This window comes from Exiguobacterium sp. s133, assembly GCF_018618595.1.
In the GTDB taxonomy this organism is placed as follows: Bacteria; Bacillota; Bacilli; order Exiguobacteriales; family Exiguobacteriaceae; genus Exiguobacterium_A; species Exiguobacterium_A oxidotolerans.
On the sequence record NZ_JACSMK010000005.1, the window covers coordinates 1 to 23,188 of the forward strand.

The 23,188-nt window shown below is 46.8% G+C and carries 23 protein-coding genes and 1 rRNA gene; 10 read left to right on the forward strand and 14 right to left on the reverse strand.

The features are described 5' to 3' along the window. A 16S ribosomal RNA gene (locus KNP96_RS08390) occupies positions 1–63 on the reverse strand; the annotation flags it as partial. A gap of 348 nt (positions 64–411) precedes the next feature. Next, positions 412–1,281: a nucleotidyltransferase-like protein gene (locus KNP96_RS08395; RefSeq protein WP_029332786.1), complete on the reverse strand. Its 870-nt coding sequence runs from the start codon at positions 1,279–1,281 to the stop codon at positions 412–414. Between the two features lie 117 nt (positions 1,282–1,398). Between KNP96_RS08395 and KNP96_RS08400 the strand changes: the two genes are divergently transcribed. Next, complete coding sequence (locus KNP96_RS08400) at positions 1,399–1,761, forward strand: DUF2614 family zinc ribbon-containing protein (protein ID WP_029332785.1); 363 nt, start codon at positions 1,399–1,401, stop codon at positions 1,759–1,761. Positions 1,762–1,774: 13 nt separating this feature from the next. Here the strand turns inward: KNP96_RS08400 and perR are convergent, their stop codons facing one another. Continuing rightward, entirely contained in the window at positions 1,775–2,197 is a 423-nt protein-coding gene (gene perR, locus KNP96_RS08405; protein ID WP_369834779.1) for a peroxide-responsive transcriptional repressor PerR, read from the reverse strand. Positions 2,198–2,373: 176 nt separating this feature from the next. Here perR and KNP96_RS08410 point away from each other — a divergent pair, with 176 nt between their 5' ends. Next, positions 2,374–3,672, forward strand: a complete 1,299-nt coding sequence (locus tag KNP96_RS08410; RefSeq protein ID WP_088836434.1) for a glutamate-1-semialdehyde 2,1-aminomutase — start codon at positions 2,374–2,376, stop codon at positions 3,670–3,672. A gap of 55 nt (positions 3,673–3,727) precedes the next feature. On the opposite strand, the gene KNP96_RS08415 is transcribed toward KNP96_RS08410, so the two are convergent. The 4 genes from KNP96_RS08415 to mutY all read right to left on the reverse strand — a co-directional run bounded on the left by KNP96_RS08415 (position 3,728) and on the right by mutY (position 7,663). Continuing rightward, positions 3,728–5,518: an ABC transporter ATP-binding protein gene (locus KNP96_RS08415; RefSeq protein WP_088836433.1), complete on the reverse strand. Its 1,791-nt coding sequence runs from the start codon at positions 5,516–5,518 to the stop codon at positions 3,728–3,730. A gap of 43 nt (positions 5,519–5,561) precedes the next feature. Next, a complete protein-coding gene (ntdP, locus tag KNP96_RS08420) occupies positions 5,562–6,104 on the reverse strand; it encodes a nucleoside tri-diphosphate phosphatase (protein WP_029332781.1) in 543 nt (180 codons plus the stop codon). 120 nt (positions 6,105–6,224) lie between these two features. After that, positions 6,225–6,647 (reverse strand): SRPBCC family protein, encoded by a 423-nt coding sequence (locus KNP96_RS08425; protein WP_088836432.1) that lies wholly within the window; start codon positions 6,645–6,647, stop codon positions 6,225–6,227. After that, positions 6,644–7,663 carry an A/G-specific adenine glycosylase gene (gene mutY / locus KNP96_RS08430; protein ID WP_088836431.1) on the reverse strand — a complete coding sequence of 340 codons (1,020 nt, stop codon included), beginning with the start codon at positions 7,661–7,663 and terminating at the stop codon, positions 6,644–6,646. The genes KNP96_RS08425 and mutY overlap by 4 nt, the downstream gene beginning before the upstream one ends. A gap of 111 nt (positions 7,664–7,774) precedes the next feature. Between mutY and KNP96_RS08435 the strand changes: the two genes are divergently transcribed. Then, positions 7,775–8,758 (forward strand): metal-dependent hydrolase, encoded by a 984-nt coding sequence (locus tag KNP96_RS08435; protein ID WP_088836430.1) that lies wholly within the window; start codon positions 7,775–7,777, stop codon positions 8,756–8,758. Between the two features lie 57 nt (positions 8,759–8,815). Here the strand turns inward: KNP96_RS08435 and KNP96_RS08440 are convergent, their stop codons facing one another. From KNP96_RS08440 to KNP96_RS08460, 5 genes are all read right to left on the reverse strand, one after another. Next, on the reverse strand, positions 8,816–9,091 hold the full coding sequence (locus tag KNP96_RS08440) for a YfhJ family protein (RefSeq protein ID WP_214769980.1): 276 nt from the start codon (positions 9,089–9,091) through the stop codon (positions 8,816–8,818). Beyond that, positions 9,091–9,408 (reverse strand): DUF1811 family protein, encoded by a 318-nt coding sequence (locus KNP96_RS08445; RefSeq protein WP_088836429.1) that lies wholly within the window; start codon positions 9,406–9,408, stop codon positions 9,091–9,093. The genes KNP96_RS08440 and KNP96_RS08445 overlap by 1 nt, the downstream gene beginning before the upstream one ends. A 59-nt stretch (positions 9,409–9,467) precedes the next feature. Beyond that, entirely contained in the window at positions 9,468–11,528 is a 2,061-nt protein-coding gene (locus KNP96_RS08450) for an ABC transporter ATP-binding protein (RefSeq protein ID WP_214769985.1), read from the reverse strand. A gap of 17 nt (positions 11,529–11,545) precedes the next feature. Continuing rightward, positions 11,546–13,273 (reverse strand): ABC transporter ATP-binding protein, encoded by a 1,728-nt coding sequence (locus KNP96_RS08455; RefSeq protein ID WP_088836427.1) that lies wholly within the window; start codon positions 13,271–13,273, stop codon positions 11,546–11,548. A gap of 375 nt (positions 13,274–13,648) precedes the next feature. Beyond that, positions 13,649–14,467, reverse strand: a complete 819-nt coding sequence (locus KNP96_RS08460; protein WP_214766622.1) for a RecX family transcriptional regulator — start codon at positions 14,465–14,467, stop codon at positions 13,649–13,651. A gap of 113 nt (positions 14,468–14,580) precedes the next feature. On the opposite strand from KNP96_RS08460, the gene KNP96_RS08465 reads away from it, so the two are divergent. From KNP96_RS08465 to KNP96_RS08490, 6 genes are all read left to right on the forward strand, one after another. After that, positions 14,581–15,489 (forward strand): TIGR01777 family oxidoreductase, encoded by a 909-nt coding sequence (locus KNP96_RS08465; RefSeq protein WP_214769988.1) that lies wholly within the window; start codon positions 14,581–14,583, stop codon positions 15,487–15,489. A gap of 19 nt (positions 15,490–15,508) precedes the next feature. After that, complete coding sequence (locus KNP96_RS08470) at positions 15,509–16,651, forward strand: amidohydrolase (protein WP_088836424.1); 1,143 nt, start codon at positions 15,509–15,511, stop codon at positions 16,649–16,651. Positions 16,652–16,911: 260 nt separating this feature from the next. Continuing rightward, complete coding sequence (locus KNP96_RS08475; RefSeq protein WP_029332770.1) at positions 16,912–17,469, forward strand: GNAT family N-acetyltransferase; 558 nt, start codon at positions 16,912–16,914, stop codon at positions 17,467–17,469. Positions 17,470–17,603: 134 nt separating this feature from the next. Beyond that, positions 17,604–18,287: a response regulator transcription factor gene (locus KNP96_RS08480; protein ID WP_029332769.1), complete on the forward strand. Its 684-nt coding sequence runs from the start codon at positions 17,604–17,606 to the stop codon at positions 18,285–18,287. Beyond that, positions 18,284–19,678 carry a sensor histidine kinase gene (locus KNP96_RS08485; RefSeq protein ID WP_088836423.1) on the forward strand — a complete coding sequence of 465 codons (1,395 nt, stop codon included), beginning with the start codon at positions 18,284–18,286 and terminating at the stop codon, positions 19,676–19,678. The genes KNP96_RS08480 and KNP96_RS08485 overlap by 4 nt, the downstream gene beginning before the upstream one ends. Before the next feature lie 125 nt (positions 19,679–19,803). Beyond that, a complete protein-coding gene (locus tag KNP96_RS08490; RefSeq protein WP_251135763.1) occupies positions 19,804–20,322 on the forward strand; it encodes a TVP38/TMEM64 family protein in 519 nt (172 codons plus the stop codon). 30 nt (positions 20,323–20,352) lie between these two features. Here KNP96_RS08490 and rlmD read toward each other — a convergent pair whose 3' ends face one another. Beyond that, positions 20,353–21,738, reverse strand: a complete 1,386-nt coding sequence (gene rlmD, locus KNP96_RS08495) for a 23S rRNA (uracil(1939)-C(5))-methyltransferase RlmD (RefSeq protein WP_088836421.1) — start codon at positions 21,736–21,738, stop codon at positions 20,353–20,355. Between the two features lie 43 nt (positions 21,739–21,781). Further along, positions 21,782–21,988 (reverse strand): SE1561 family protein, encoded by a 207-nt coding sequence (locus KNP96_RS08500; protein WP_029332765.1) that lies wholly within the window; start codon positions 21,986–21,988, stop codon positions 21,782–21,784. Between the two features lie 87 nt (positions 21,989–22,075). Between KNP96_RS08500 and yfkAB the strand changes: the two genes are divergently transcribed. Further along, positions 22,076–23,188: a radical SAM/CxCxxxxC motif protein YfkAB gene (yfkAB, locus tag KNP96_RS08505; protein WP_214766626.1), complete on the forward strand. Its 1,113-nt coding sequence runs from the start codon at positions 22,076–22,078 to the stop codon at positions 23,186–23,188.

A 23,188-nucleotide genomic window follows, 5' to 3' on the forward strand; every position in this document is an offset into this window, starting at 1 on the left:
GACTTGCATGTATTAGGCACGCCGCCAGCGTTCGTCCTGAGCCAGGATCAAACTCTCCATAAAGTGTTTGACTTGCTCGTTTTTGTGACTAAAAGTCACGTTGACGAAGCTTGCGCTTCATTCATTGTTTGTATCCGAAGATACGTTTTTTGCCTCATCGTTCAGTTTTCAAAGTTCGTCGTGTCGTGTTAGCGACTTTAATAAGATATCATGGAATAACTTAACCGTCAATCCTTTTTCTTATTTTTTTAATTTGCTTTCGTCGTTCAGAACGTGTCGCCCTGTCGACATGTATTAATATACTATCTCAAAATAGTAACGTCAACAGATTTTAATAAAAAACTTTTAATTATTTTTTTCTTCTATATATAGTATTTTCGATTCGCGATAAAAAACATATGAACCAATCGTTTAAACGACTGGTTCATATGTTACGAGTTCCACGCCCGTACCTTTTGTTTGACGATAAGAGATGCGAATTAACCCTTTACGCATAAAGAAATCGACTAAACTACCTAAATCAACCTTCAGTTCCTGCAATCGTTCATTTTCCATTAGTTCATACATCGTCCACGGGATTGTTCTTTCACGCATCACTTCAAATAAATACTTTCCACCGGATAATACTTTCGATTGAAGTAGATGTTCCAGACCAATCAAAGCTAAATGGATTCGCAATTCAAGTGTTTCTTCACTTAATAGTAATTGCTGGTATAACTTGTACACTTCCGGATCATCCATGCGAGCTTGTTCCCAGACGACAATTTCAGGATGTGCTCCTTTTTCAAGAACGGAAAGCCGTGCTAAATGATGTAAAGCATGATGCACGTGCGTGTAAGCATCATAGTAGTTACCGCGACTAAAGAGATTACGCCCGTCTTGAAAACGACGTAGTAGTTTCGCAAAAGACAGTGACATTTGCAGGCAACGTTCTGCTTCCGGGAAATTCAACAGCCTTTTTTTCATATCAGTTAAATAATCATTGCGTTCAAAAATAATTGTTCCTTCGGATATCCAATGGACAGCTCGCCGATTCGCGTTCAGTACAATCCATCGTGACAGTACATCTTCATGGACGACATGAAGTGACACCTTGAGTGTATCTAGGCGGTAGTGTTTGATTGTCCATTCAATAGAGGAGTCCCGTGTAACAACTAGTAACAGTATATCAAATTGGTCCGTCAATGAATCCTTCGGTTGCTGTTTTTCAACAGCGATGATCCCTTGCGTTTCTTGATAGGCAGCATATTCGGAATAAATTGTTCTTGTGACTTGTTCCATTCAATTCTCACCCTTCTTCACTCATACTCATCCGTTACCATTTTCGACAAAAATTCATTGTTTCCTTCTTCAGGACATAAGCTACAATATGCTAGACTGTCGTTAGGGGGAATTCAATTGAAAAAACAACGCAAGAATAAAATAAACCGCGCCCGTAACTTGGCGATGTTCCTCGTTTTTGGTGGAATGCTCGTTATGTATGGCGGTCTTCTATTAAAACAATTTGAAATCATCATGGTTATTTTAATGCTACTCGGTTTTGTCATGGTCTTAGCAAGTACTGCCTTATATTTCTTGATTGGTTTAACTTCAACGAAAGCAGCCGTCGTCACTTGTCCGAACTGTGGAAAAGAAACAAAAGTCCTCGGTCGCGTCGATTTATGTATGCATTGCGATGAGCCACTCACGATGGACCAAGAACTTGAAGGAAAAGAATTCGATGAAAAATACAATAAACACAATAAACGAGCTCCCCGTTAAAGGAAGCTCGTTTTTATTGTACGTTTGATTGGCATTCAGGACACGTCCCGTATACTTCGAGACGATGACGATCTACTTTAAATCCAGTCAAATGTGCAGCGACCGTCTCGACATCATCGAGAACCGGATAATTGAAGTCGACGATTTTACCGCACCCTTCACATATCATATGATAATGACGTGTCGTAACGAAATCGAATCGGCTCGAAGCGTCTCCATAGTTCATCTCTTCAACGATTCCTTTTTCACGGAAAACACGTAAATTATTATAAACTGTCGCCACACTCATATTTGGAAAACGATGTTCGAGCGCACGATAGATATCATCTGCCGTCGGATGCGTATGTCCTGTCGTCAAGTATTCCAAGATTGCGTGACGTTGTGGTGTCATGCGAACGCCCGAGTCCCGTAAAGATCGTACTGCGTCATCTAGCATTTCGTTAGCCACGTCCATCCCCTCATTTCTATCTTTCATTGATTATTAGATTGTAATCTTTATAATTAGTCTACCTACATTATTCCCGTCCGTCAACGGCTCTGCTTCTGATTTGACGTCCGTGATACAATCATATCGTGATATTTTTCACGAATCAACGATTGGAGGAATCATCCATGTCAACCCATTCTACACGCCCGACATCCGAGGCGTTATACGACGTTGCCCAAAAATGTATCGTCGGAGGTGTCAACAGTCCATCCCGCTCTTTTAAGGCCGTCGGAGGAGGCGCCCCCGTTTATATGGAACGTGGAGAAGGTGCTTACTTTTACGATGTCGATGGCAATCGTTATATCGATTACTTAGCCGCTTACGGTCCAATCATCACCGGGCACGGGCATCCACATATTACGGAAGCGATTACGCATGCGGCGCAAAATGGTCTCCTATATGGTACGCCTCACCGTCTAGAAATCGACTTCGCACATAAGCTTCAACAAGCGATTCCGTCTTTAGAAAAAGTTCGCTTTACGAATTCAGGAACCGAGGCGGTCATGACGACGATACGAGTCGCGCGTGCCTACACGGGTCGTGAACTCGTCGTGAAATTCAGCGGCTGTTACCACGGACATTCTGATTTAATGTTGATTGCAGCAGGAAGTGGTCCAGCAACACTCGGTTCACCGGACTCTGCCGGTGTAACGAAAGCAACAGCGAAAGAAGTCTTGACAACACCGTTCAACGATGTTGAAGCCTATCGTCAAATCATGGCTGAATGGGGCGATCAAGTTGCCTGTGTCCTCGTCGAACCGATCGTTGGGAACTTTGGGATTGTCGAACCGCATCCTGGATTCCTCGAAGCCATCAATGAGATTACTCATGAGTACGGCGCACTCGTCATCTACGATGAAGTCATCACGGCGTTCCGCTTCACATACGGCAGTGCTCAAGAACTATTGAATATCCGTCCTGATATGACGGCACTCGGCAAGATCATCGGTGGTGGTCTTCCGATCGGTGCATACGGTGGTCGTAAAGACATCATGGAACACGTTGCTCCGCTCGGTCCTGCTTATCAAGCTGGAACGATGGCTGGAAATCCGGCATCGATGGCAGCAGGTATCGCTTGCCTAGAGTTACTTGAACAGCCTGGTGTCTACGAAGAATTCGAACGTCTCGGTGCGAAGCTCGAACAAGGGATTCTCGAGGCTGCTGCTACTCATGACGTCACGATTACAATCAATCGTCTAAAAGGAGCTTTGACGGTCTACTTCACGGATGAGACGGTCACTGACTACCTCGGTGCGGAGCGCGCAAATAGCGAGATGTTCGGTCGTTTCTTCAAATTGATGCTCGAGCAAGGCATTAATCTTGCCCCTTCAAAATACGAGGCGTGGTTCTTGACGACGGCTCACACGGACGCAGACATCGATGAGACGATTGCTGCCGTCAACCGTGCGTTCGCACAATTGTAAGCTGTTCATTCTTTATACAAAAAGGCTATTCCGAAAAAAACGGAATAGCCTTTTTTCATTCGACGAGCTCGAGGTTCTGAATCGCGTACAGTTCAAAATATGCGCCACGTTTACGCATCAACTCTTCATGACGACCGAGTTCCGTGATTTGACCATTTTCAATCACGACAATCTTATCGGCATCCGTAATCGTCGACAGACGGTGGGCGACAGTAAACGTCGTCCGTCCTTTCGCGAGACGCGCAAGCGAATCTTGAATCATCGATTCACTTTCTAGATCTAGCGCACTTGTTGCTTCATCCAGAATGAGAATCGGTGGGTTCTTCAAGAAGACACGGGCAATCGCCAAGCGTTGCTTTTGTCCCCCTGACAGTTTAACGCCTCGTTCTCCGACCGCCGTCTTGTACCCTTGCGGCAGCCGTTCAATGAACTCGTGTGCATTCGCCGCCTTCGCAGCAGCAATTACTTCTTCATCCGTCGCTTCCGGGTTCCCCATCTTGATGTTCATTTCGACCGATTCACTAAAGAGAATCGATTCTTGCATGACCATTCCGATTTGGTCGCGTAAGCCACGCAATTTCAAGTTTCGGATGTCGACACCGTCAAGCGTAATCCGTCCAGACGAAACATCATAAAAACGAGGAATCAGACTGACGAGCGTCGATTTCCCGCCTCCCGACATTCCGACGAAGGCGATTCGTTCCCCCGCCTGGACGTCGAGCGTCAACCGGTTGATCGCAAGTTCGCCATCTTCTTCATACGAGAAGCTGATGTCTTCGAACTGGACGTTTCCTTTAACAGCGACCGGATCTTTCGCATGTGCTTTTTCCGTAATATCATACGGTTCGTCTAAAAATTCAAACATCCGGTCCATCGAAGCAATCGATTGTGTCAACGTAGTGGACGAGTTGACGAGGCGACCGAGCGGTGCATACAGACGGTCGATGTAGCCGATGAAAGCGACCATCGTCCCGATTGTTACTTGTCCGTTCAAGACGAAAAAGGCAGCCGTACCAAAAATCAAAATCGGTGCAAAGTCGGTAATCGTCGAAACGACGACGTAGGTCCGTGCATTCCAGTTCGTCTGACGAAGTGCCGCTTTTAAGAAACCATCATTTTGACCTTTGAACGCTTTGTTTTCATGTGGTTCAAGGGCGAAACTGCGGATAACTGCCATTCCGTTGACCCGCTCCGTCAAATGTCCTTGGAGTTCCGCAAGTGCTGCTGAGCGATCGCGCGTCAAACTGCGGAGCCGCCCATAAAAGAACTTCACGGCAAAGGCATAAAACGGCAATGGGATGATTGCGACGAGCGTCAATTTCGGATTGATCGTCCACATGATGGCAATTGCGATAAAAATCGTAATCATATCGAGCCATAAGTTCATCAAACCCGTTACAACAAAATCTTTTGTTTGTTCGACATCGTTGATGATTCGGGAGATGACTTCGCCGGTTTTCGTGTTCGAATAAAAGCGAAGTGATAATTTCTGAACATGATCAAACAAATTATTCCGTACGTCGAACAAAATTTTCGACGCCGACCACTGTGCTAAATACTGACGGACGAATTCAAGTGGTGGTTTGACGACGAGGAAGACGAAGAAGCCCGCTCCAATCAAATACGCCAGTTCCTTACTCCGCTCTGCAAGCGGTACCGTATTATCGGTCAGGAGGTTATCGATGATGTACTTATACAGTAACGGTAATCCTAACGGAATCGAAAACTTGATGATTCCGACGAACACCGTCAAGAGGATTTGTTTTTTGTACGGCTTGACGAACTGCATGTAGCGACGAATCGAACCTGGTGTCTTATTTTTCTGTTGTTGAGTTTCCTTACCCATGATGATTCACTTCCTTCAATTAAAAAAAGACGATGGCGAACCATCATCTCCGATATCTTGTTTCATATTCACGATACCACGTTTCAACGAATGCCGGATTGAACGGACCTTTCCGACTTCGAATCCACTGGATTAAAATCTGGACGTTGTCCTTCAGGATACGATCAATCGCTTTCGGATAATTCATTTCCCGGCGATGTTTCTCGTACTCATCCTCATCCAAAATCATATACGACATGTCCGGATACACCTTAATGTCTAAATCATAATCAATGTACTTGACTGCTCGATCCTTTTCATCAAACGTCGAAGGTGACCCTAGGTTACAGTAATAGTAGATTCCATCCTCTCGAATCATACAGATTACGTTAAACCAGAGTTCTGTCGAAAAATAACAAATCGCGGGTTCGCGTGTCCGCCACTGACGACCATCCGATTCACTGACCATGATTCGATCATTGAATCCAATCAATTCTTCTTCCGTCGATTTAAGCACGAGCGTTTCTTCCCAAACTCTGTGTAAGCTGCCATTATGTTTGAAACTTTGAATCTCAATCTTGCTACCTTCTTTTGGGAATCGACTCATGTGCTACTCCTTTCTGAAGCTTTTTTATTCAATTTTTCTATACTCTCGTGCTTATTATACCCATTTTCAGAACACATGAAAAACGAAAGGGTACTTTTTCAGAAAAATGACTGTGATTTATTAACTAAAGTAGTCTAAAATCGCGCGTTTCCGTTGATCGAACATCGGTTTGAGAATCAGTAGATCGACAATCATTTTCGGAAAATAAGATTTATAGAGTAATTCATCAATCATGTAGACCCCGTCCGGACGCTGTTCGACACGGTGGAGATGACACCAAGTAGCGAACGGGAACGGGACCTTGACTCCTACATCAACGAAAGCATGTTGACCGACAATCGGAATCAGTGACTCCCACTCGACGAAAATGGGCGGAAGACCGACTTTAAGCTGAATCGTGTTTCCGGCGATTGTCCGCGTATCACCAATCGTTTTCACTTTCGGGAAAACCGTCATTCCCGTTAATGCTTTCGCATCGCCTAAAAACGTCCAAGCCTGCTCTAACGTCGCTGTTACTTTCGTTTCCGTACGAAATGTATTCATGTAGTCTCCTCCTTTAATAGACGATCGATTTTCATTTGTGCGACTGATATCGGCTGCTTGACGTACGTTGCTTCATCCATCAGTACCGTTCCTTCAGGTTGCGTCGCGACACGGTAAATACTGACTTCCCAAATCCGGTGTGAAAAGATATGTTTAATCTTCCCGACATACGTTCCGGGTACGGTTTCCGTCGATTCGACTAACGGATATTGCCACATACCCGCGAGCAGTCCCGTATCCGGTCGCTGTTCGACTGCAACTTTCCCTGCTTCTTCGTAGACGAGAGCGTCGTATTGAATCGTCTGCGTTTTTCCTTTTTTCGTTTTGACCGGTAACTCACCTTGGGCATTTCGCTCGTACGCAAAACAGACGTCATTGACGGGACATAACCCACACATCGGAGACTTCGGTGTACAGACGATTGCCCCGAGCTCCATCAACCCTTGGTTGAAGCTCGACGGATCAAGCGGATCAATCAGTTCATGGACCGCTGCCTCGAACAGTTTCCGTGTTTTCGGTGCGGCGATGTCTTCATAAATCCCAAGCACCCGCGATAAGACGCGCATGACATTTCCATCGACTGCCGGTTCCGCCTGACCGTAAGCAATTGACAGGACTGCTCCCGTCGTATACGGTCCGACACCACGTAAGCTTTCAAAAATTTCTTTTTCGTCAGGAACAATTCCGCCATATTTTTCAACAACTTCTTGAACGGCGATTTGAAGATTCTTAACACGGGAATAGTATCCTAAGCCTTCCCAGTATTTTAAGACTTCGCTTTGCTCTGCCGCCGCTAAATCGTGCGGCGTCGGAAAACGGTCCGTGAAGCGATTATAATAAGGGATGACGGTATCGACACGCGTCTGTTGTAACATGATTTCACTAATCCAGATGTGGTAAGGATTTTTAGTTTCTCGCCATGGTAACTGGCGTTGTTCACGTAAAAACCATGCGACCAATTCGGTTGTGAACGTTCGTTTGTTAAAGTTTATGAAATATTCTTGAACGGGGATCAAATGTCTACCTCTTTTCTACAAAAATACGTTATAGTGAATGAAAATTACCCGGAACGCTTACACTTGTTTGTTTATCCGTACCATTACTACTTTTAGAGGAGCGAATTCGCATTGGATACTGGTACACATATCGGAATGGGACTTTGTCTCGCCGCCATCGCAACACTTGAACCGGATGTCGCAGCAAGCGCAACACTCTTTGCTGCCGTCACGACCACTGCCTTAGTCGGATCGCACGCCCCCGACTTTGACACGGTTTTTAAATTTAAAGGGAACGGTGCTTACTTGACGCAACACCGTGGAAAATCCCATGGATTGATTGCCCTACTCGCTTGGCCGTTACTCTTATCAATCGTCATCGGTACCTTATTCGGCGTACCACCTACTTCATTATGGCTGATGGCGCAGATCGCTGTCGCCCTTCATGTCTTCGTCGATCTGTTTAACGCCTATGGTACACAAGCTCTGCACCCCTTCAAACAGACCTGGATTGGTTGGGGTGTCATCAATACGTTTGATCCGTATTTATTTACGATGTATTACGGCGCTTTCGGGATCTGGGTCCTGACACGCGCGACCATCGTTATTTTCCCGATTTTAATCGTCATCGTCGCGATTTATTACGCCGTGCAGTTTAAACTCCGAAATGATGCCCTGGCGACGGCAGCCCGTTACTATGGCGGGGCCCACAAGTTATTCATCTCACCCGGAATGAAGTGGGACGAGTGGCACGTCGCAGCACGACTGCGCGACGACTATTCCGTCGTCAAAATCAACTCTGGTGTCGTCGTCGAATGCGGAAACTTCCGCATCAAAGAGGAACCGCATGGGGATGTACTCTATGAAGTCGTCAAACAAAATGAGGACTTGAAAGCTTTCCTCGCCTTCTCAAAAATCCACACGTATACGGTATCCCGAAAAGACGGCATCGTCGAATATCGTTTCACGAACTTACGGTACTTCACAAAAGATGTCTACCCATTCGTTGCCGTCGTCCGAATCGATGAGGCGTCCCAACAAATCGTCAGTTCCTATACGGGTTGGGTCTTTAGCGAACGGACGCTGCAAAAGAAACTGATTATCCCTGCTTTATAAACAAAAACTCCGTGTCCGTGGTCAACCGACCAAGACAGGGAGTCTTTTTCTGTTCATTTACTGGACGTCGCGTCCGAGCATCAAGTGCTTAAACTTTTCATTCGATGTATTGAAGCGGTGCAACATCGCGCCATGTTGTTTGATTTGTTGCTCGACGAACCGGACGGCGACAGCCTCACCTTGATATTTTTCGCCTGCCCGGGCAAGCGTCGCCTCGAAATCTTCCCAAAGGACTTCGACCCATGTCAATGCCTCGATTGGCGTTAATACCGGATTGACGGCTTGTAATTCTCCTGCTAGTTGCTCTAGTGCCGCTGTGCGGTTTTCTCCCATCATACACCCTCCTCAGAATGAATCAGCGCAAGCGGAATCGCGACTTCATTGACGGTTCCTTCAAAATGCCCCCAACCCATGACGCCGTTGACGAAATGTAATTCGAATACCGCCTCTTCCCCTTCGACTTGGTAAAGTTGTCCGGTTTCGAACTGACTTGCATCGACGAGATAACTTTGTGCCATCGCGATTTTCCGAATGACGACTTCGACTTCACTCATGTTCCCATGCTGCTCCGCTTTTCTTTTTTGCTCGTTTAGTTTCGTGACGAGCATTTCTAATTCGTATTTCGATAATTGACTCATCCGTGTTTCCATCAAAAAACTCCCCCTCTTCGTCATTAGTATATACGAAAAGGAGGAGTCATATCATGGTGTTAGCTCGATTTCAGCTCAAGATTCCGTTTGCTTTGAAGGGCGTACATCTTCGCGTAAATCCCTTTTTCCGACAAGAGCACGTCATGTGTACCACGCTCCATGATTTGACCGTGATCGAGGACGATGATTTCATCGGCATCTTTAATCGTCGACAACCGGTGCGCGATGATGAAGGTCGTCCGTCCTTTCGTCAACGTCAGCAAGGCTTCTTGAATCATCGCTTCCGTCTCAGAATCGACACTTGCCGTCGCTTCGTCAAGAACGAGAATCGCGGGATCAAAGGCAAGCGCACGGGCAAAACTGATTAATTGCCGTTCCCCCGCAGACAAGGTCGCACCTTTTTCGATGACCGGTTCGTCTAAGCCATGCGGAAGTCGATCGATGAAGCGGTCTGCTCCGACGGCAACGATTGCCTGGCGGACACGCTCTTCCGAAATCGATGGATTATCCAGTGTAATGTTCGAACGAATCGTTCCTGTAAACAAGAACGGATCTTGTAAGACGATTCCCATGTGGTCACGGACCGCTTGTTTCGGTAACGTCGTAACATCTTGTCCGTCAATCAGGAGATGACCGGACGAAGGATCATAAAAACGCATCAACAGGTTCATGATTGAGCTTTTCCCACTCCCCGTATGCCCGACGAGGGCGATGGTCGCACCAGGACGTGCCTCAATCTCGATTTGACGTAAAACCGGATACCCCTCTTCATAGCTGAATCCGACGTCTTTAAACTCGACGCGCCCTGAGAAACGGGGAATCCGACCTTGTTCGACCGGTTCACCTTTTTCGTCGAGCAACTGGAACATCCGGTCGGCCGAGACGAGTGCTTGTTGGAGCGGTGACAGTTGATTCATGATTTGTGTGACCGGTTCGAACAGACGCGACACGTAATCAATGTAGGCATAGAGAATTCCGAGTGATAAAAATGTCCCGTTCGTTAAACTTTGACCGGCAACGACCCAAATCAATAAGGCGAGCGTCAAGTTTTTTAAGAAATACGATAAGTTGTGTGACATCAATGCATCGAGCCGTAACAATTTCGCACGGGTTTGATAGTTTTCTTCATTTTTCTGTTCGAATTCAGCGAGCACTTCTGCTTCACGGGCGTACGACTGAATGATCGGCATCGTCTGGATGTTTTCATTCAATTGTCCGTTCATATCCGCGACGAGTGCCCGGACTTTAAAGTTGTTTTCCGTCGCAAACTTTTGGAACAGTTGAATCCAAAAATAGACGATCGGGATAATGGCTAAGGAAACGAGACCCAGCCGGACATCCAGGAAGAACATCGCGACGAGAATCCCTGCCATCGTGATGATGCCTGAGAACACACGCGCCAGGACACCGAGGTAGAGATCCCGGATCGTCTCCGTATCGTTCGTGACACGACTGACGATTTTACCAATCGGTGTCTGATCGAAGTAACGGACCGGCAAGCGTTGCAGATGTGAAAAGACATCAAGCCGCATCCGTTTAACGATTTTATGCGCTGAGCGTTGCAATAAGATTTGTTGGACCCAGTTCAGGCCCGCTGCGATCAACAGCAAAATGATATAAAAGAACGATAACCAACCAATCGCCTTTAAGTCCGAGGCATAAAAATCATAGACTTGTCCTTGCGTGAGCTTTTCGACACCGGCGTACCGAAACGTTTCCTCTCCTCGCGTGACAGTTAACGTGTCCCCCGCGACTTGACGTTCGCCACCACTGACGACTTGTTCCGGAACGAAATAATACCCCGCCTTCGACTGGACGATCGAGATCGGACCGATGACCGCCGACTTCGGAACGTCTTGCGACTTCGCAAAACGTCGTCCGTCATAACCGACCGTCCCCCCCGATTCGACTTCCACCCAGTCTTTTTCGATTGCGACGATGTGTTCGTCGATGATGATTTTTGCGATATACGGTCCTGTCAGTTCAGCTCCGACCGCTAAAATAAGCAAGAAAAGCCCGAGAAAGATTGCGCGTTTCTCATGCATCGCATAGCGGACGAGTGAACGAATCGTCGTTTTCCGTCTGACGGGATCGAGTAAATAATTTTCTTGTTCAGTCAATTTCAGCACCTCCTGCCTTACGTTTCTTCACTTTGTCGTTCGAATTGTTCTGCATACCAGCCACGTCGTTCCATCAGCTGTTCATGCGTTCCCCGCTCACTGATCACGCCGTCTTGTAAGACGAGAATTTCATCCGCATGCGCGACGGCAGACAACCGGTGCGCAACGATCAATGTCGTTGACTGATGACGGTTCGTCCGGATCGCGTCGATGATTTGTGATTCCGTTTTCGCATCAACGGCTGACAACGAGTCGTCGAGCAACAGCAACTCCGGTTTCTTCAACATCGCCCGGGCAATCGACAAGCGTTGTTTCTGTCCACCGGAAAGCGTGACTCCCCGTTCTCCGACCATCGTTTGTAACCCTTGGTCAAGCGTCTCGACATCCGTCGTAAAGGCCGCTAAACGAATCGCTTCTTGCAACTCAGCTTCTGTTGCCTCACCCGCCCCGAACAAAATGTTATCGCGTACGGATTTTGAGAAGAGTAGATGCTCTTGCGAGACATAGCCCGTCCACCCGCGGACGGTCTCCAGTGCGACGTCTTCATAGGGGGTTCCATTTACTTTCAACATGTCTCGTCCAATCGGATACTCCCGTAAAAATTGGCGTAAGAGCGTTGTTTTCCCAGATCCAGTCGGACCGACGATTCCAATCGTCTGTCCGTGTTTGATTGTCAAATCAATCCCGTGTAACGACGGATGATTCATCTCTGGATACGTAAACGTCAAGTTAGCCAGAGTAATCATTTCCGGTCGCACAACTTCGACTTTCGGTGTCGATGTGATCAGCGGTTTGACACGCATCGTCGCTTCTAAGCGATCGAGACTCGCCGTCCCGCGCTGGATGACGTTGATGAGCTCACCGAAGGCATACATCGGCCAAATCAACATCCCGAGGTAAATATTGAAAGCGACGAGCTGACCGAGCGTAATATCGTTCGTAAAGACAAGGTACGTCCCGAACGATAGACCAATTAAATAGCTGACACCGACCAATAACTTGATGATCGGTTCGAATAAGACGTCAATTTTTGCGACATGCATGTTTTTTTCGAAGACATCCGTCGTCGTGTCATCGAATTTTTTGACATCAATCTCTTCTTGGACGAACGAGCGGATGACACGAAGTCCGGAAATCGATTCGACGACCTGGTCATTCATCGTTCCAAACGCATCTTGGGCGACGATGAAGCGGCCGTGAATTTGACTTCCGAGCTTGTTCATCGCATACGCGAGGAGCGGCATCGGAAGGAGTGCCGCGAGCGTCAGTTTCCAATCAATCGCGACCCCCATCACGACGAGGGTAATCGCCGTCATATTCAACGAATCGACAAGCGTCAACACACCGAATCCGGCTGTTCGTTCGACCGCTTTTAAGTCATTCGTCGCAAGCGCCATCAAATCTCCTGTTCGGTTCTTTTGATAAAATGTCGGCGTCAATTTCAGTAAATGTGTAAAGAATCGGCTTCGTAATGTCCGTTCGAGTAAAAATGCCGTCCCGAACAATTTCGCGAGCCATAGATACGTCAAAATAAACGAAGCGATCGAAATTACGAGCAGTCCGACGACATATTGAATCAGTGTCGTCCGGTCCATCGACCCGGACCGTAACCCGTCAATCACTTTTCCAATCAGCCACGGCGGCGTTAAATCAATAAAACCCGTGATAATTAAGAGTACGACGGCAATCAGATAAGATGTTTTGTGTTCTTTTAGAAACCAACTGAGTTGGCGAAATAATCGCACGATGGTTCCCCCCTTTGTGTCATGTTATGGTGTTCCTTTTTTCCGAACGCACAAAAAAGGCATACTGATTTCCGGAAGCAGTCCGAGAATCAATATGCCTTGAAAAGACGATATGAATCAAAAATATGGTCTGCGCGCTCGGGGAACGGATTCCCTGTCAATCGCACACTAAAATGAGTGTTTATACGAGTTCGAGAGTCTCCGCCATATTCAACTGTCCAATAGTAGATGCGATAACAAGTTGCTTTTTCATGTGACGGTTCCTCCTTTTCTTAATCTGAGCGTAGAATAGCACAATTGTCGGACAATTGTCAATTTTCCATCTTGCTATTTAGGAGAATGAGTTTTCAATTTTTTCAAAAGGAAAGACGCTTGTCAGATTCCTTCTTCTTCTTGCTTGACCTGTTCGATGACTGTTGCCACGATTGCATATGGGAACCCTTTTCGAACGAGTGCTTGTTTCGTTTTTTGTTCTCGGGCAAATGGCTCCAGTTTATGATATTTCGGATAATATTTACGCGCTTGATAGAGCGCCGCCTCTTCTTCCGCGTCGACTTCGACTTCCTCAAAGACGATTTGAAACCCTTGTTGCGTCACTTCTGACGAAAAACCACGTTGCATCAGAGTTTGTTGCAGTTTCTGTTTCAATTCCCGGACCGAACGCCGCGCTAATTCCTTTTGTTTTTGGCGCAAGAACTTGACGACCTTCTCAAGCTCTTCTTCTTCCGTAAACTGTCGTAACGCTTCATCGATAAACTCTTTTTTTACCTTCAATGCTGCTAAATCACGCCGGATTCGTCCTGGACCTTGGGGAGTCGTCGCTTTTTTCGTCGCCGTATAGGCAAGGGCAAACTGCTGGTCATCGATATACTTTTGTTCCGTCAGGCGCTGAATCGCATGTTTGATTGCGTGTTCCGGCGTTTCCTTTTCGATCAAATGCGTTTCGACTTCGCTCGTCGCCCGCATCCGGTAAGACAAATGGTTCAACGACAACCGGTAAGCTTTTTGTTCTTCTTCCGCCGTCAACACTTCCTTGACGAAGTCGTCATCGATTTCCTTATCACGCTCAAGGTTATATTTAATTAAGATGTCAACATCGACGGCAAACGCATACTCTTCTTTTCCGTCCCGTTCGATATAGATATTAAACCGTTCATTATTTTTCTTTTGGGTTGAAATCCGTTTAATCTTCAAGGGGGTATCCTCCTATATGAAACTGAATACTTAACGATAACATGCTTCCTCATGTTTGAGTGAAACTGACAAACGGGAACATATGTACAAGATTGTTGAAAGGGATGATACAGATGAAGATTGCGATTACAGGTGGGACAGGAATGATTGGGCAGGCGCTCTCGAAACGATTGATTGCGGAGGGGCATCATGTCTATATTTTGACCCGGTCCGTACAAGACAACACAGAACACACTACTTACGTTGAGTGGTTGACGTCGTCCGCCGCTCCAGAACAGCAGCTTGAAGGTATCGATGCCTTTATCCACCTGGCTGGCGCTTCCATCAATGATGGTCGCTGGACGGAAGAACGGAAACAAACGATTCTGCAAAGCCGGATCGATTCGACGAAAGAGTTAGTCCGCATCAACCAGGCATTAACAACGAAACCGACTGTCGTCCTCTCCGCTTCCGCTGTCGGCATCTATGGACAGGACCGGCACCAGACATTCACGGAGGAACAGCCACTCCCGCCGACAAGTGACTTCCTCAGTCAAGTCTGCGTCAAGTGGGAAGCGTTAGCCCAACCAATCGCTGACCTCGGGATTCGGCTCGTCCATCCGCGGATCGGTGTCGTCCTTAGTAAAGAAGGCGGAGCCTATCCATTGATGCGCCTCCCCTACAAGCTTTTCGGCGGCGGGACGATGGGCGACGGAAAGCAATGGGTCTCTTGGGTTCATATCGACGACCTCGTTGAATTATTCATCTTTGCCCTTAAAACAAATCAACTCACTGGTCCGCTTAACATTACGGCACCGCATCCGGAAACGATGCGTCAGTTCGGAAAAACAATCGGAAAAACGTTACAGCGCCCCCACTGGTTACCGGCTCCGCGCTTTGCTCTCGAACTCGCACTCGGTGAAAAAAGCGTCATCGTCCTCGAAGGAGCACGCGTCATTCCGAAAAAAGCACTCGAAAATGGGTTCAAGTTTCGGTATGCTGAATTAAAGGATGCACTAAGCAACTTAGAGCAGACAAACTAATACAGGGGCTGACGAAACGTTGAACGTATTAATACGCAATGCACACATTTTCCCGATCACAGCAGATAGTTTTTATGGTGATATTCGCATCAAGGATGGCAAAATCCACGAAATCCACGAGTTACTTGACGTTCAAGACAACGAACGTGTCATCGAAGCCGAAGGACGCTTTTTATTGCCGGGCTTCATCGACGCCCATACCCATCTCGGGCTTTATGACGAAGGAACGGGAACGGTCGGAAATGACGCCAACGAAACGATTTTCGCAATGACACCGCACCTGCGTGCGATTGACGGCGTCTATCCGCTGGACGAAGGATTCAAGGAAGCGATTGAACATGGTGTCACGACCGTCCAAGTCATGCCGGGCAGCATGAACATCATCGGTGGTGTGACGAGTGTCATCAAAACGCACGGACGCTTTATCGACGATATGATTTTACGGAAATATGCCGGTCTGAAGATTGCGCTTGGTGAAAACCCGAAACGTGTCCACAGTGCCGGACGTGCAGGAGAATTGACGCGGATGGGCATCATGGGCATGCTCCGCGAAGCGTTCCTCGAAGTGAAGATGCAACGGACGGCAGATACGTTCGCTCACCGAATGATTGAACGCGTCCTGAATAAAGAGATGCCACTTCGCGTCCATGCACACCGGGCGGATGATATCCTGTCTGCCATCCGCTTCGCTGAAGAATTTAATCTCGATGTCCGGATCGAACACTGCACGGAAGGTCATCTCGTCGCAAAAGAATTACAACAATTGCCGATTGAACACGTCACCGTCGGACCGACCTTCACCCGCAAATCAAAAATCGAGCTTAAAAATAAGACATGGGAGACGTATCGCGTTCTCCACGAACATGGTCTCGAAGTCTCGATCACGACCGATCATCCGTACACGCCTGTCCAGTACTTGAACTTGTGCGCAGGACTCGCCGCTCGTGAAGGCTTACCCGTCGACATTGCCCTCCGCGCCATCACGATCAATCCAGCTCGTTCGCTTGGCGTATCGGATCATGTCGGATCGATTGAAGTCGGAAAAGATGCTGACTTAGTGTTATGGAGCCATTTCCCACTTGATTATTTAGCAAAACCGCTCATGACGATGATTGACGGAAACGTCATTTTTGAACACACGCATTTAACCTCGATGTCTTAAAAAATCAGCCTTTGATTTTAACGCTAAAACGTTGAAAATCAAAGGCTTTTTTCTTTGTGAAAAACAGTCATTTTCATTTGCAAAATTTGTCTTGTTTTTGTATGTTTTTTCACAAAAATTATTTACTTGCATTTTTAAAAAAAGAAGGTAATATTATCTTATCCGACAACTGAAGAAGGCATACCATGCGCGGTTCAAACGAGTCAGACAGGTAGCTTTCGACAATCATTCTAGCGGTCTTAAGAAGGAGGAATGGAAGTATGCTCAAGCAACGGGAGCTGAGCGACTGCGCTGATTTGTTCGAACTGATGCAGCATCAAGACGTATATCCGTACGTCCGCCAAAAAACACGGTACTTTGATGAATTTCTGTTTACTACAAAGCAGGCAATCGAAGAGGAAGAACGTGGTGAACTTGTCTCACGTACAATCCTGGATGAATTCGATCAACCAATCGGTACAATCAGTTTACTCGATATCGAAGGACATTATGGTTTTCTCGGTACATGGTTAGGTAAACCGTATCATGGAAAAGGCTATAACAACCTTGCAAAAGAAGCATTCTTTTCCGAGCTGTTTTTCGAACTCGGTTTCGAGAGTGTCTTTATGAAGATACGCCAGACGAATATCCGTTCACAAAAAGCAGCTGAAAAATTGCCTTATGCCTTTTGTGCGGATGAACTCCGTCCAACGTTACTCGAACAATTGAATACAGGCGAGACCCAGTTCACGCTGTATGAAGTATCAAAGTCGAGTTTCCACATGTATATTCATGGTCGTGAGCTCGAAACGGTCTACGAACAACAACTCGAAGCATGAGTGGCATCGCCCACTCGTGCTTTTTTTGTCGTACTTTTGATGCGGCGTGAAACGCTCAAATGGTATGATTAAAAAAAACTCACCGGTCAACTGGGTTCAAATCCCGTTTCCCGGATGAATGAGGAGCGATTTGAATGGCAGAACAGTTTAAAATACTCGTCGTCGATGATGAAGCACAGATGCGCGATTTACTCGTATCAAACCTTGAAAAAGAAGCTTACGTCACGACAACTGCGACGAATGGACAAGAAGCAATCGATAAAATTCAACAGGATACCTTCCATCTCATTTTACTTGACGTGATGATGCCTGAAATGGATGGACTGACGGCATGCATGCGGATTCGCGAATTTTCAAATGTCCCGATCATCATGTTGACGGCACGTTCGGACGAACTCGACCGGATTCATGGTTTAAAAATCGGTGCCGATGACTACATCACGAAACCTTTTAGTCCACGGGAACTCCTTGCGCGAATCGAAGCGACGCTCCGCCGGTCGCACCGTTTCGCTGTCGATCAATCGGCGTCGTTATCGATCGGCAAACTCGAACTCGATACAGAAAGCCGAAGCGTCCACGTCAGCGGTAAACCAGTCAGCCTGACACGAAAAGAATTCGACTTGTTGCACTTGTTCGTCCAACATAACGACAAAGTTTTTTCTCGCGAACAACTGCTCGACCAGATTTGGGGAGCCGATTATATCGGAAACTTACGGACGGTCGATACGCATATCAAAACACTTCGCCTGAAACTCGGAGAAGCTGGGGGCGCCATTCAAACGGTCTGGGGCATCGGCTATAAATTCGAGGAAGTATGATTAAACGCTACACGATCCGAAAGCGGATTTGGATCACAATTTGGTTCACGAGCGTCTTTTCGGCGATTCTCTTCCTGTTACTCACGTTTTATCTGTACGACCGGTTTTATCTCCAGACACAAGAAGACATCTTGCTGAACCGCGGTGAAAAATTGATTAACATCTATGAATCGGAAGGCCTGTCCGGTGCTTTTTATGACGGAATGACCTATACGAACGAGCTGACGGAATCAAAAGTCTTTTTCATCGATTTCTTACAAAAGAATCCGGGCGGACTGCGTTTCCTGACGAACGAAGATATCGAACAGCTCCGAAACGGCCAAACGGTCGTCTCGAGCCGGACCCATCCGATTGAAGGCACTGATATTTTGATGACGGGATTTCCAATCATCGAAAACAACCGGTTAGTCGGGACGTTGATCCTCTACCTTGAACTGGGACAGATCAGTGAACCGTTCCGCCCTCTGCGGCTGATGATTTTCTTCATGATCGGCTTAATCGTCCTCAACCTCGTCATCTTCGGTCGACAAATCATCGATACGATCATTCGTCCATTGATTGACATGAAACGGGCCTCGACGGTCTATGCCCAAGGTGATTTTGATTACCGGATTCCGATTCAATCGGATGATGAAATCGGGGAGCTTGCCGAAACATTGAACAAAATGGCAGAATCACTTGGCGAAGTCGACGAACAGCGAAAAGAGTTCCTCGCGAATGTCAGCCACGAACTCCGGACACCCTTGTCCTATATCCGTGGTTATACGGAAATGATGCAAGATGAACATTTAGACACGAAGACACGCGATCAGTATTACCAAATCATCGAACGGGAGACGGAACGTCTGCAGCGTCTCGTCAACGATTTACTCGACCTCGCGCAACTTGAACGGGACTCGTATCCGATGACGAAACAACCGCTCGTTTTCAGCCAGGTCCTCGAAGATGTCGTCTACCGGATGGCACCGATCGCGCAAGCAAAAGGCATTCAACTCGTGACAGACTTTGATCCGAGTCAAATCGTCCTCGGTGACAATGACCGGTTGGAACAAGTCATCGGAAACCTGATTGACAATGCCCTTCGGTACACACCGTCTGACCGTTCGATTTACTTGACGACGAAAACGGATGGCAATTTGACCATCTGTACGATCCGTGATGAAGGAGAAGGAATTCCCCCTGAACATTTAGAGCGTTTGACGAAACGTTTTTATCGTGTCGACAAATCGCGGACACGTAAAGATGGCGGGACCGGTCTTGGCCTCGCGATCACGAAGCACATCATCGATCGCCACGATGGAACGCTTGCCTTTACGTCATCAATCGGACAAGGAACGACCGTCACAATCACGCTTCCCCTCTTACCGGATGAAGACGATGGATTTGCATAACAAAAAAAGTCATCCGTTTTCACGATTGTTTTTCAGAAGTGTTTGCTTAAAAGGAGTGTTTCTTCATCGAAACGAGATTAATTGATTTACTTCAGGGTGCGGACCATTTCGCGGTTCTGATCAGCTTGCTCGTCAGCTTCATCGTCAGTATTTTTGGTTTCTTACCGAGTGCTTTCGTCACCGCTGCAAACGTGCTTTACTTCGGTTACTGGGAAGGGTTTTTGTTATCCTTCCTAGGTGAGGCCTTTGGTGCATTCATCGCTTTTTACTTGTACCGGTTCGGCGTCAGGCATCTTACACCAAAGATTGACTCGGTCCGCGTTCGAAAATGGACCGACCGGCTCGCTGAAACGAACGGACGTGATGCGTTTTGGCTGATCGTTTTACTGCGTGTCTTGCCGTTCATTCCGTCTGGCCTCGTCACGTTACTGAGTGCGGCTAGTCGTGTCTCTCCGCTCGTTTTTTTCATCGCAAGTACTCTTGGAAAGATTCCTGCTCTCTTCATCGAGGTCGCGAGCGTCAGCTGGTTCATTAGAAGCGATGCGGTAATCCAGTGGATTGTCGTCGGTGTCGTCATCGTTCTGTATGCGGCTCACCACGTCTACAAACAGTATCAATCCAAACAAAAAACGCCGTCTTCTTGATTTACTTCAAGAAGGCGGCGTTCGTACGTATTAGAACTTTTTCTTTTTCTTTTTCTCGAGGACGACGATTGCTTCGACATGTGCCGTTTGCGGGAACATATCGTACGGTTGAATGTAACTCACTTTATAATCAGCCTTCATCAAGTGATCACAATCGCGGGCAAGCGACTGTGGATTACACGAAACGTAGACGATTTTTTTAGCTTTTGACGAAATCATCGCATTCAATAGTTGTGTATCACAACCCGACCGTGGTGGATCGACGATGAAGACATCCGGGACCCAACCTTCTTTGACCCAACGCGGAATCCAAGCTTCTGCTTTCCCGACGACGTAATGGGCGTGATTGAAACCATATTGCTTCATGTGTGCATTCGCATCTTCAACCGCTTCTTCAATGATTTCCATACCGCGGACTTCTTTTGCTCCTTTTGCAAGCCAAAGACCAATCGATCCTACTCCAGCATACGCATCGACGACACGCTCTTCACCCGTCAGCGCCGCTGCCCGAACGACTTCTTCATACATCCGTTCTGCTTGTTCCGGATTCAATTGGAAGAAGGCACGTGGCGAAAGTTGATACGTGAATTCACCCATCTGCTCTTCAATCTTTTCGACACCACGAAGAACTTCTGTTTCTTCTCCGAAGACACGTGACGTCAGTTTGTCATTGATGTTTAGCGCGACCGAGATGACACCCGGAATATTGTGAATATCACGTGATAGTCCTTCGAGATCTTTAAATCCATCTTTAAACGCGACGAGGACGACTTGAATCTCACCTGTTTTGATTCCTGTCCGGACGACGATGTTACGAATGACACCATCTTGTTTCGCAGAATTGTAGACCGGTACATTGTAATCATTTAATAACTTCGTCACGGCATTGTTGACGCGTAACGTTTCTTTATTTTGTACGATGCAATCATCAATCGCGACAAGACGATTTGAATTCGCTGAATACAAACCACTGACGATTTGATTGCCTTCTTTTCCGACCGCAAATTGCGATTTATTCCGGTATTCCCATTCTTTTGTACCGATTGTTGAACGGATATCTGCCTTTTCGATGTTCAACTTCGTTGATTTCGAGAATGCATTTCGTAACATCTCTTCTTTGTAACGGAGTTGTCCTGCATAGCTCATATGTTGAAGCTGGCATCCGCCGCATTGACTGTAAATCGGGCAGAGTGGTGTGACACGATCCGGCGAGCGATCATCACGTTTGACTAGTTTTGCATTTGCGAAATTGTCGTGGACTTCCGTGATTTCAATCTGTGCTGTTTCTCCGACGAGTAACCCCGGAATGAACACGATTTGTCGTTCGAGTGTCGCAATCCCCTCGCCATTGATTCCCATCCGTAGACACGTGACGGAGCGGATTTCTCCGACATTTAGTTTAATTTTCGTTGCCATTCTCTTCATCCTTTCCATGATACAAATGAAAAAGCGGTTTCGATTAACCGCTTTCTGATCCCTCATGTTCCTTCATATCTTTTGCATAACGAAGTACCTTGGCTTTTAACTGGTCCAAGGAAACTGCGAGTCGTTCTAAATCCTCGATATCTGATGTTTCATCCAGTGAATCGATCGTGTGGCATAGAAGCTGCATTCTTGATTTTAGCACATTCATCTGGCCAAGTTTATCAGTTCTTGCTTTTCCCATTATTCAGACTTCCTTTCTTCTTATAGATTCCGTCGTTATTTTAGCATACGATACGAAGTGGAGCATTTATGAAGGAGGAATATAACCATGTTACAACAATCAACGATCACGATCGAAAATGATCCGTGGGAAGCCTATCGCGATATCGAACAGTATGGTCAGGCCATGCTGACGAACATCGAAGTGACGACAACAAAACTCTGCAACATGCGGTGTGAACATTGTGCCGTCGGCTATATGTTAGCGAGTAGCGAGAACCCAGAAATCCCCGTCGAACTATTAATCAAACGTCTGGATGAAATCAAACATCTCCGGGCTTTTTCGATTACAGGGGGCGAACCGATGCTATCGACGAAATCGGTCAAGGAATATGTTGTCCCTTTACTTAAGTATGCCCACGAACGCGGCGCTAAAACCCAAATTAATTCAAATTTAACACTTCCACTCTCACGGTACGAATTAATCATCCCCTATCTCGACGTTTTACACATATCCCATAACTGGGGAACGGCGGACGATTTCATCGATGGTGGTTTTGCGATGATGGAACGGAAACCGTCACGTGAAGCGCGGACGAAGTTATTCGAACGAATGAAGGAGAATGCACGGATTTTAAATGCCCGTGGCGTCCTTGTCTCCGCCGAAACAATGATTAATAAACGGACACTCCCGCACCTCGAAGCGATTCATCAAGAAATCGTGGATATGGGTTGCGTCCGTCATGAAGTGCACCCGATGTATCCAGCAGATTTCGCTTCAATGATTGAAGCTGCCAGTCTTGATGAGATTCGCGACGGGATCCATCGTTTGCTTGACGTCCGTGACCCGAACGTCTGGATGCTCTTCGGAACACTCCCGTTCTATGCCTGTTCGATGGAGGAAAAAGATTTAGCTCTTCATCGCCGTCTGCGTCAAGAAACGAATGTATCTGTCCGAAACGATCCCGATGGACGCTCACGCCTAAACGTCAATATTTTTGATGGTGAGATCATCGTCACGGACTTTGGTGATGAACTCGCTTCTCTCGGAACGATTCATGATACCTCTTTCAACGACGCCTATGCTGAATGGCAACAAACTGAACTAAACAAAAGTCTATCGTGTCATTGCCCGGCCGTTAAGTGCCTCGGACCGAATGCGCTCGTCAAGAATGCCTACTATCCAGATGTCGACTTCCTCAAGCAATCAAGTCGCTTATAA

Bases quoted from the DNA above. Each gene is read 5' to 3' on its own strand.
- KNP96_RS08395 (WP_029332786.1), bottom strand. From the start codon at position 1,281: ATGGAACAAGTCACAAGAACAATTTATTCCGAATATGCTGCCTATCAA.
- perR (WP_369834779.1), bottom strand. From the start codon at position 2,197: ATGCTAGATGACGCAGTACGATCTTTACGGGACTCGGGCGTTCGCATG.
- KNP96_RS08410 (WP_088836434.1), top strand. From the start codon at position 2,374: ATGTCAACCCATTCTACACGCCCGACATCCGAGGCGTTATACGACGTT.
- KNP96_RS08415 (WP_088836433.1), bottom strand. From the start codon at position 5,518: ATGGGTAAGGAAACTCAACAACAGAAAAATAAGACACCAGGTTCGATT.
- ntdP (WP_029332781.1), bottom strand. From the start codon at position 6,104: ATGAGTCGATTCCCAAAAGAAGGTAGCAAGATTGAGATTCAAAGTTTC.
- KNP96_RS08425 (WP_088836432.1), bottom strand. From the start codon at position 6,647: ATGAATACATTTCGTACGGAAACGAAAGTAACAGCGACGTTAGAGCAG.
- KNP96_RS08440 (WP_214769980.1), bottom strand. From the start codon at position 9,091: ATGGGAGAAAACCGCACAGCGGCACTAGAGCAACTAGCAGGAGAATTA.
- KNP96_RS08445 (WP_088836429.1), bottom strand. From the start codon at position 9,408: ATGGAAACACGGATGAGTCAATTATCGAAATACGAATTAGAAATGCTC.
- KNP96_RS08465 (WP_214769988.1), top strand. From the start codon at position 14,581: ATGAAGATTGCGATTACAGGTGGGACAGGAATGATTGGGCAGGCGCTC.
- KNP96_RS08475 (WP_029332770.1), top strand. From the start codon at position 16,912: ATGCTCAAGCAACGGGAGCTGAGCGACTGCGCTGATTTGTTCGAACTG.
- KNP96_RS08480 (WP_029332769.1), top strand. From the start codon at position 17,604: ATGGCAGAACAGTTTAAAATACTCGTCGTCGATGATGAAGCACAGATG.
- KNP96_RS08485 (WP_088836423.1), top strand. From the start codon at position 18,284: ATGATTAAACGCTACACGATCCGAAAGCGGATTTGGATCACAATTTGG.
- rlmD (WP_088836421.1), bottom strand. From the start codon at position 21,738: ATGGCAACGAAAATTAAACTAAATGTCGGAGAAATCCGCTCCGTCACG.
- KNP96_RS08500 (WP_029332765.1), bottom strand. From the start codon at position 21,988: ATGGGAAAAGCAAGAACTGATAAACTTGGCCAGATGAATGTGCTAAAA.
- yfkAB (WP_214766626.1), top strand. From the start codon at position 22,076: ATGTTACAACAATCAACGATCACGATCGAAAATGATCCGTGGGAAGCC.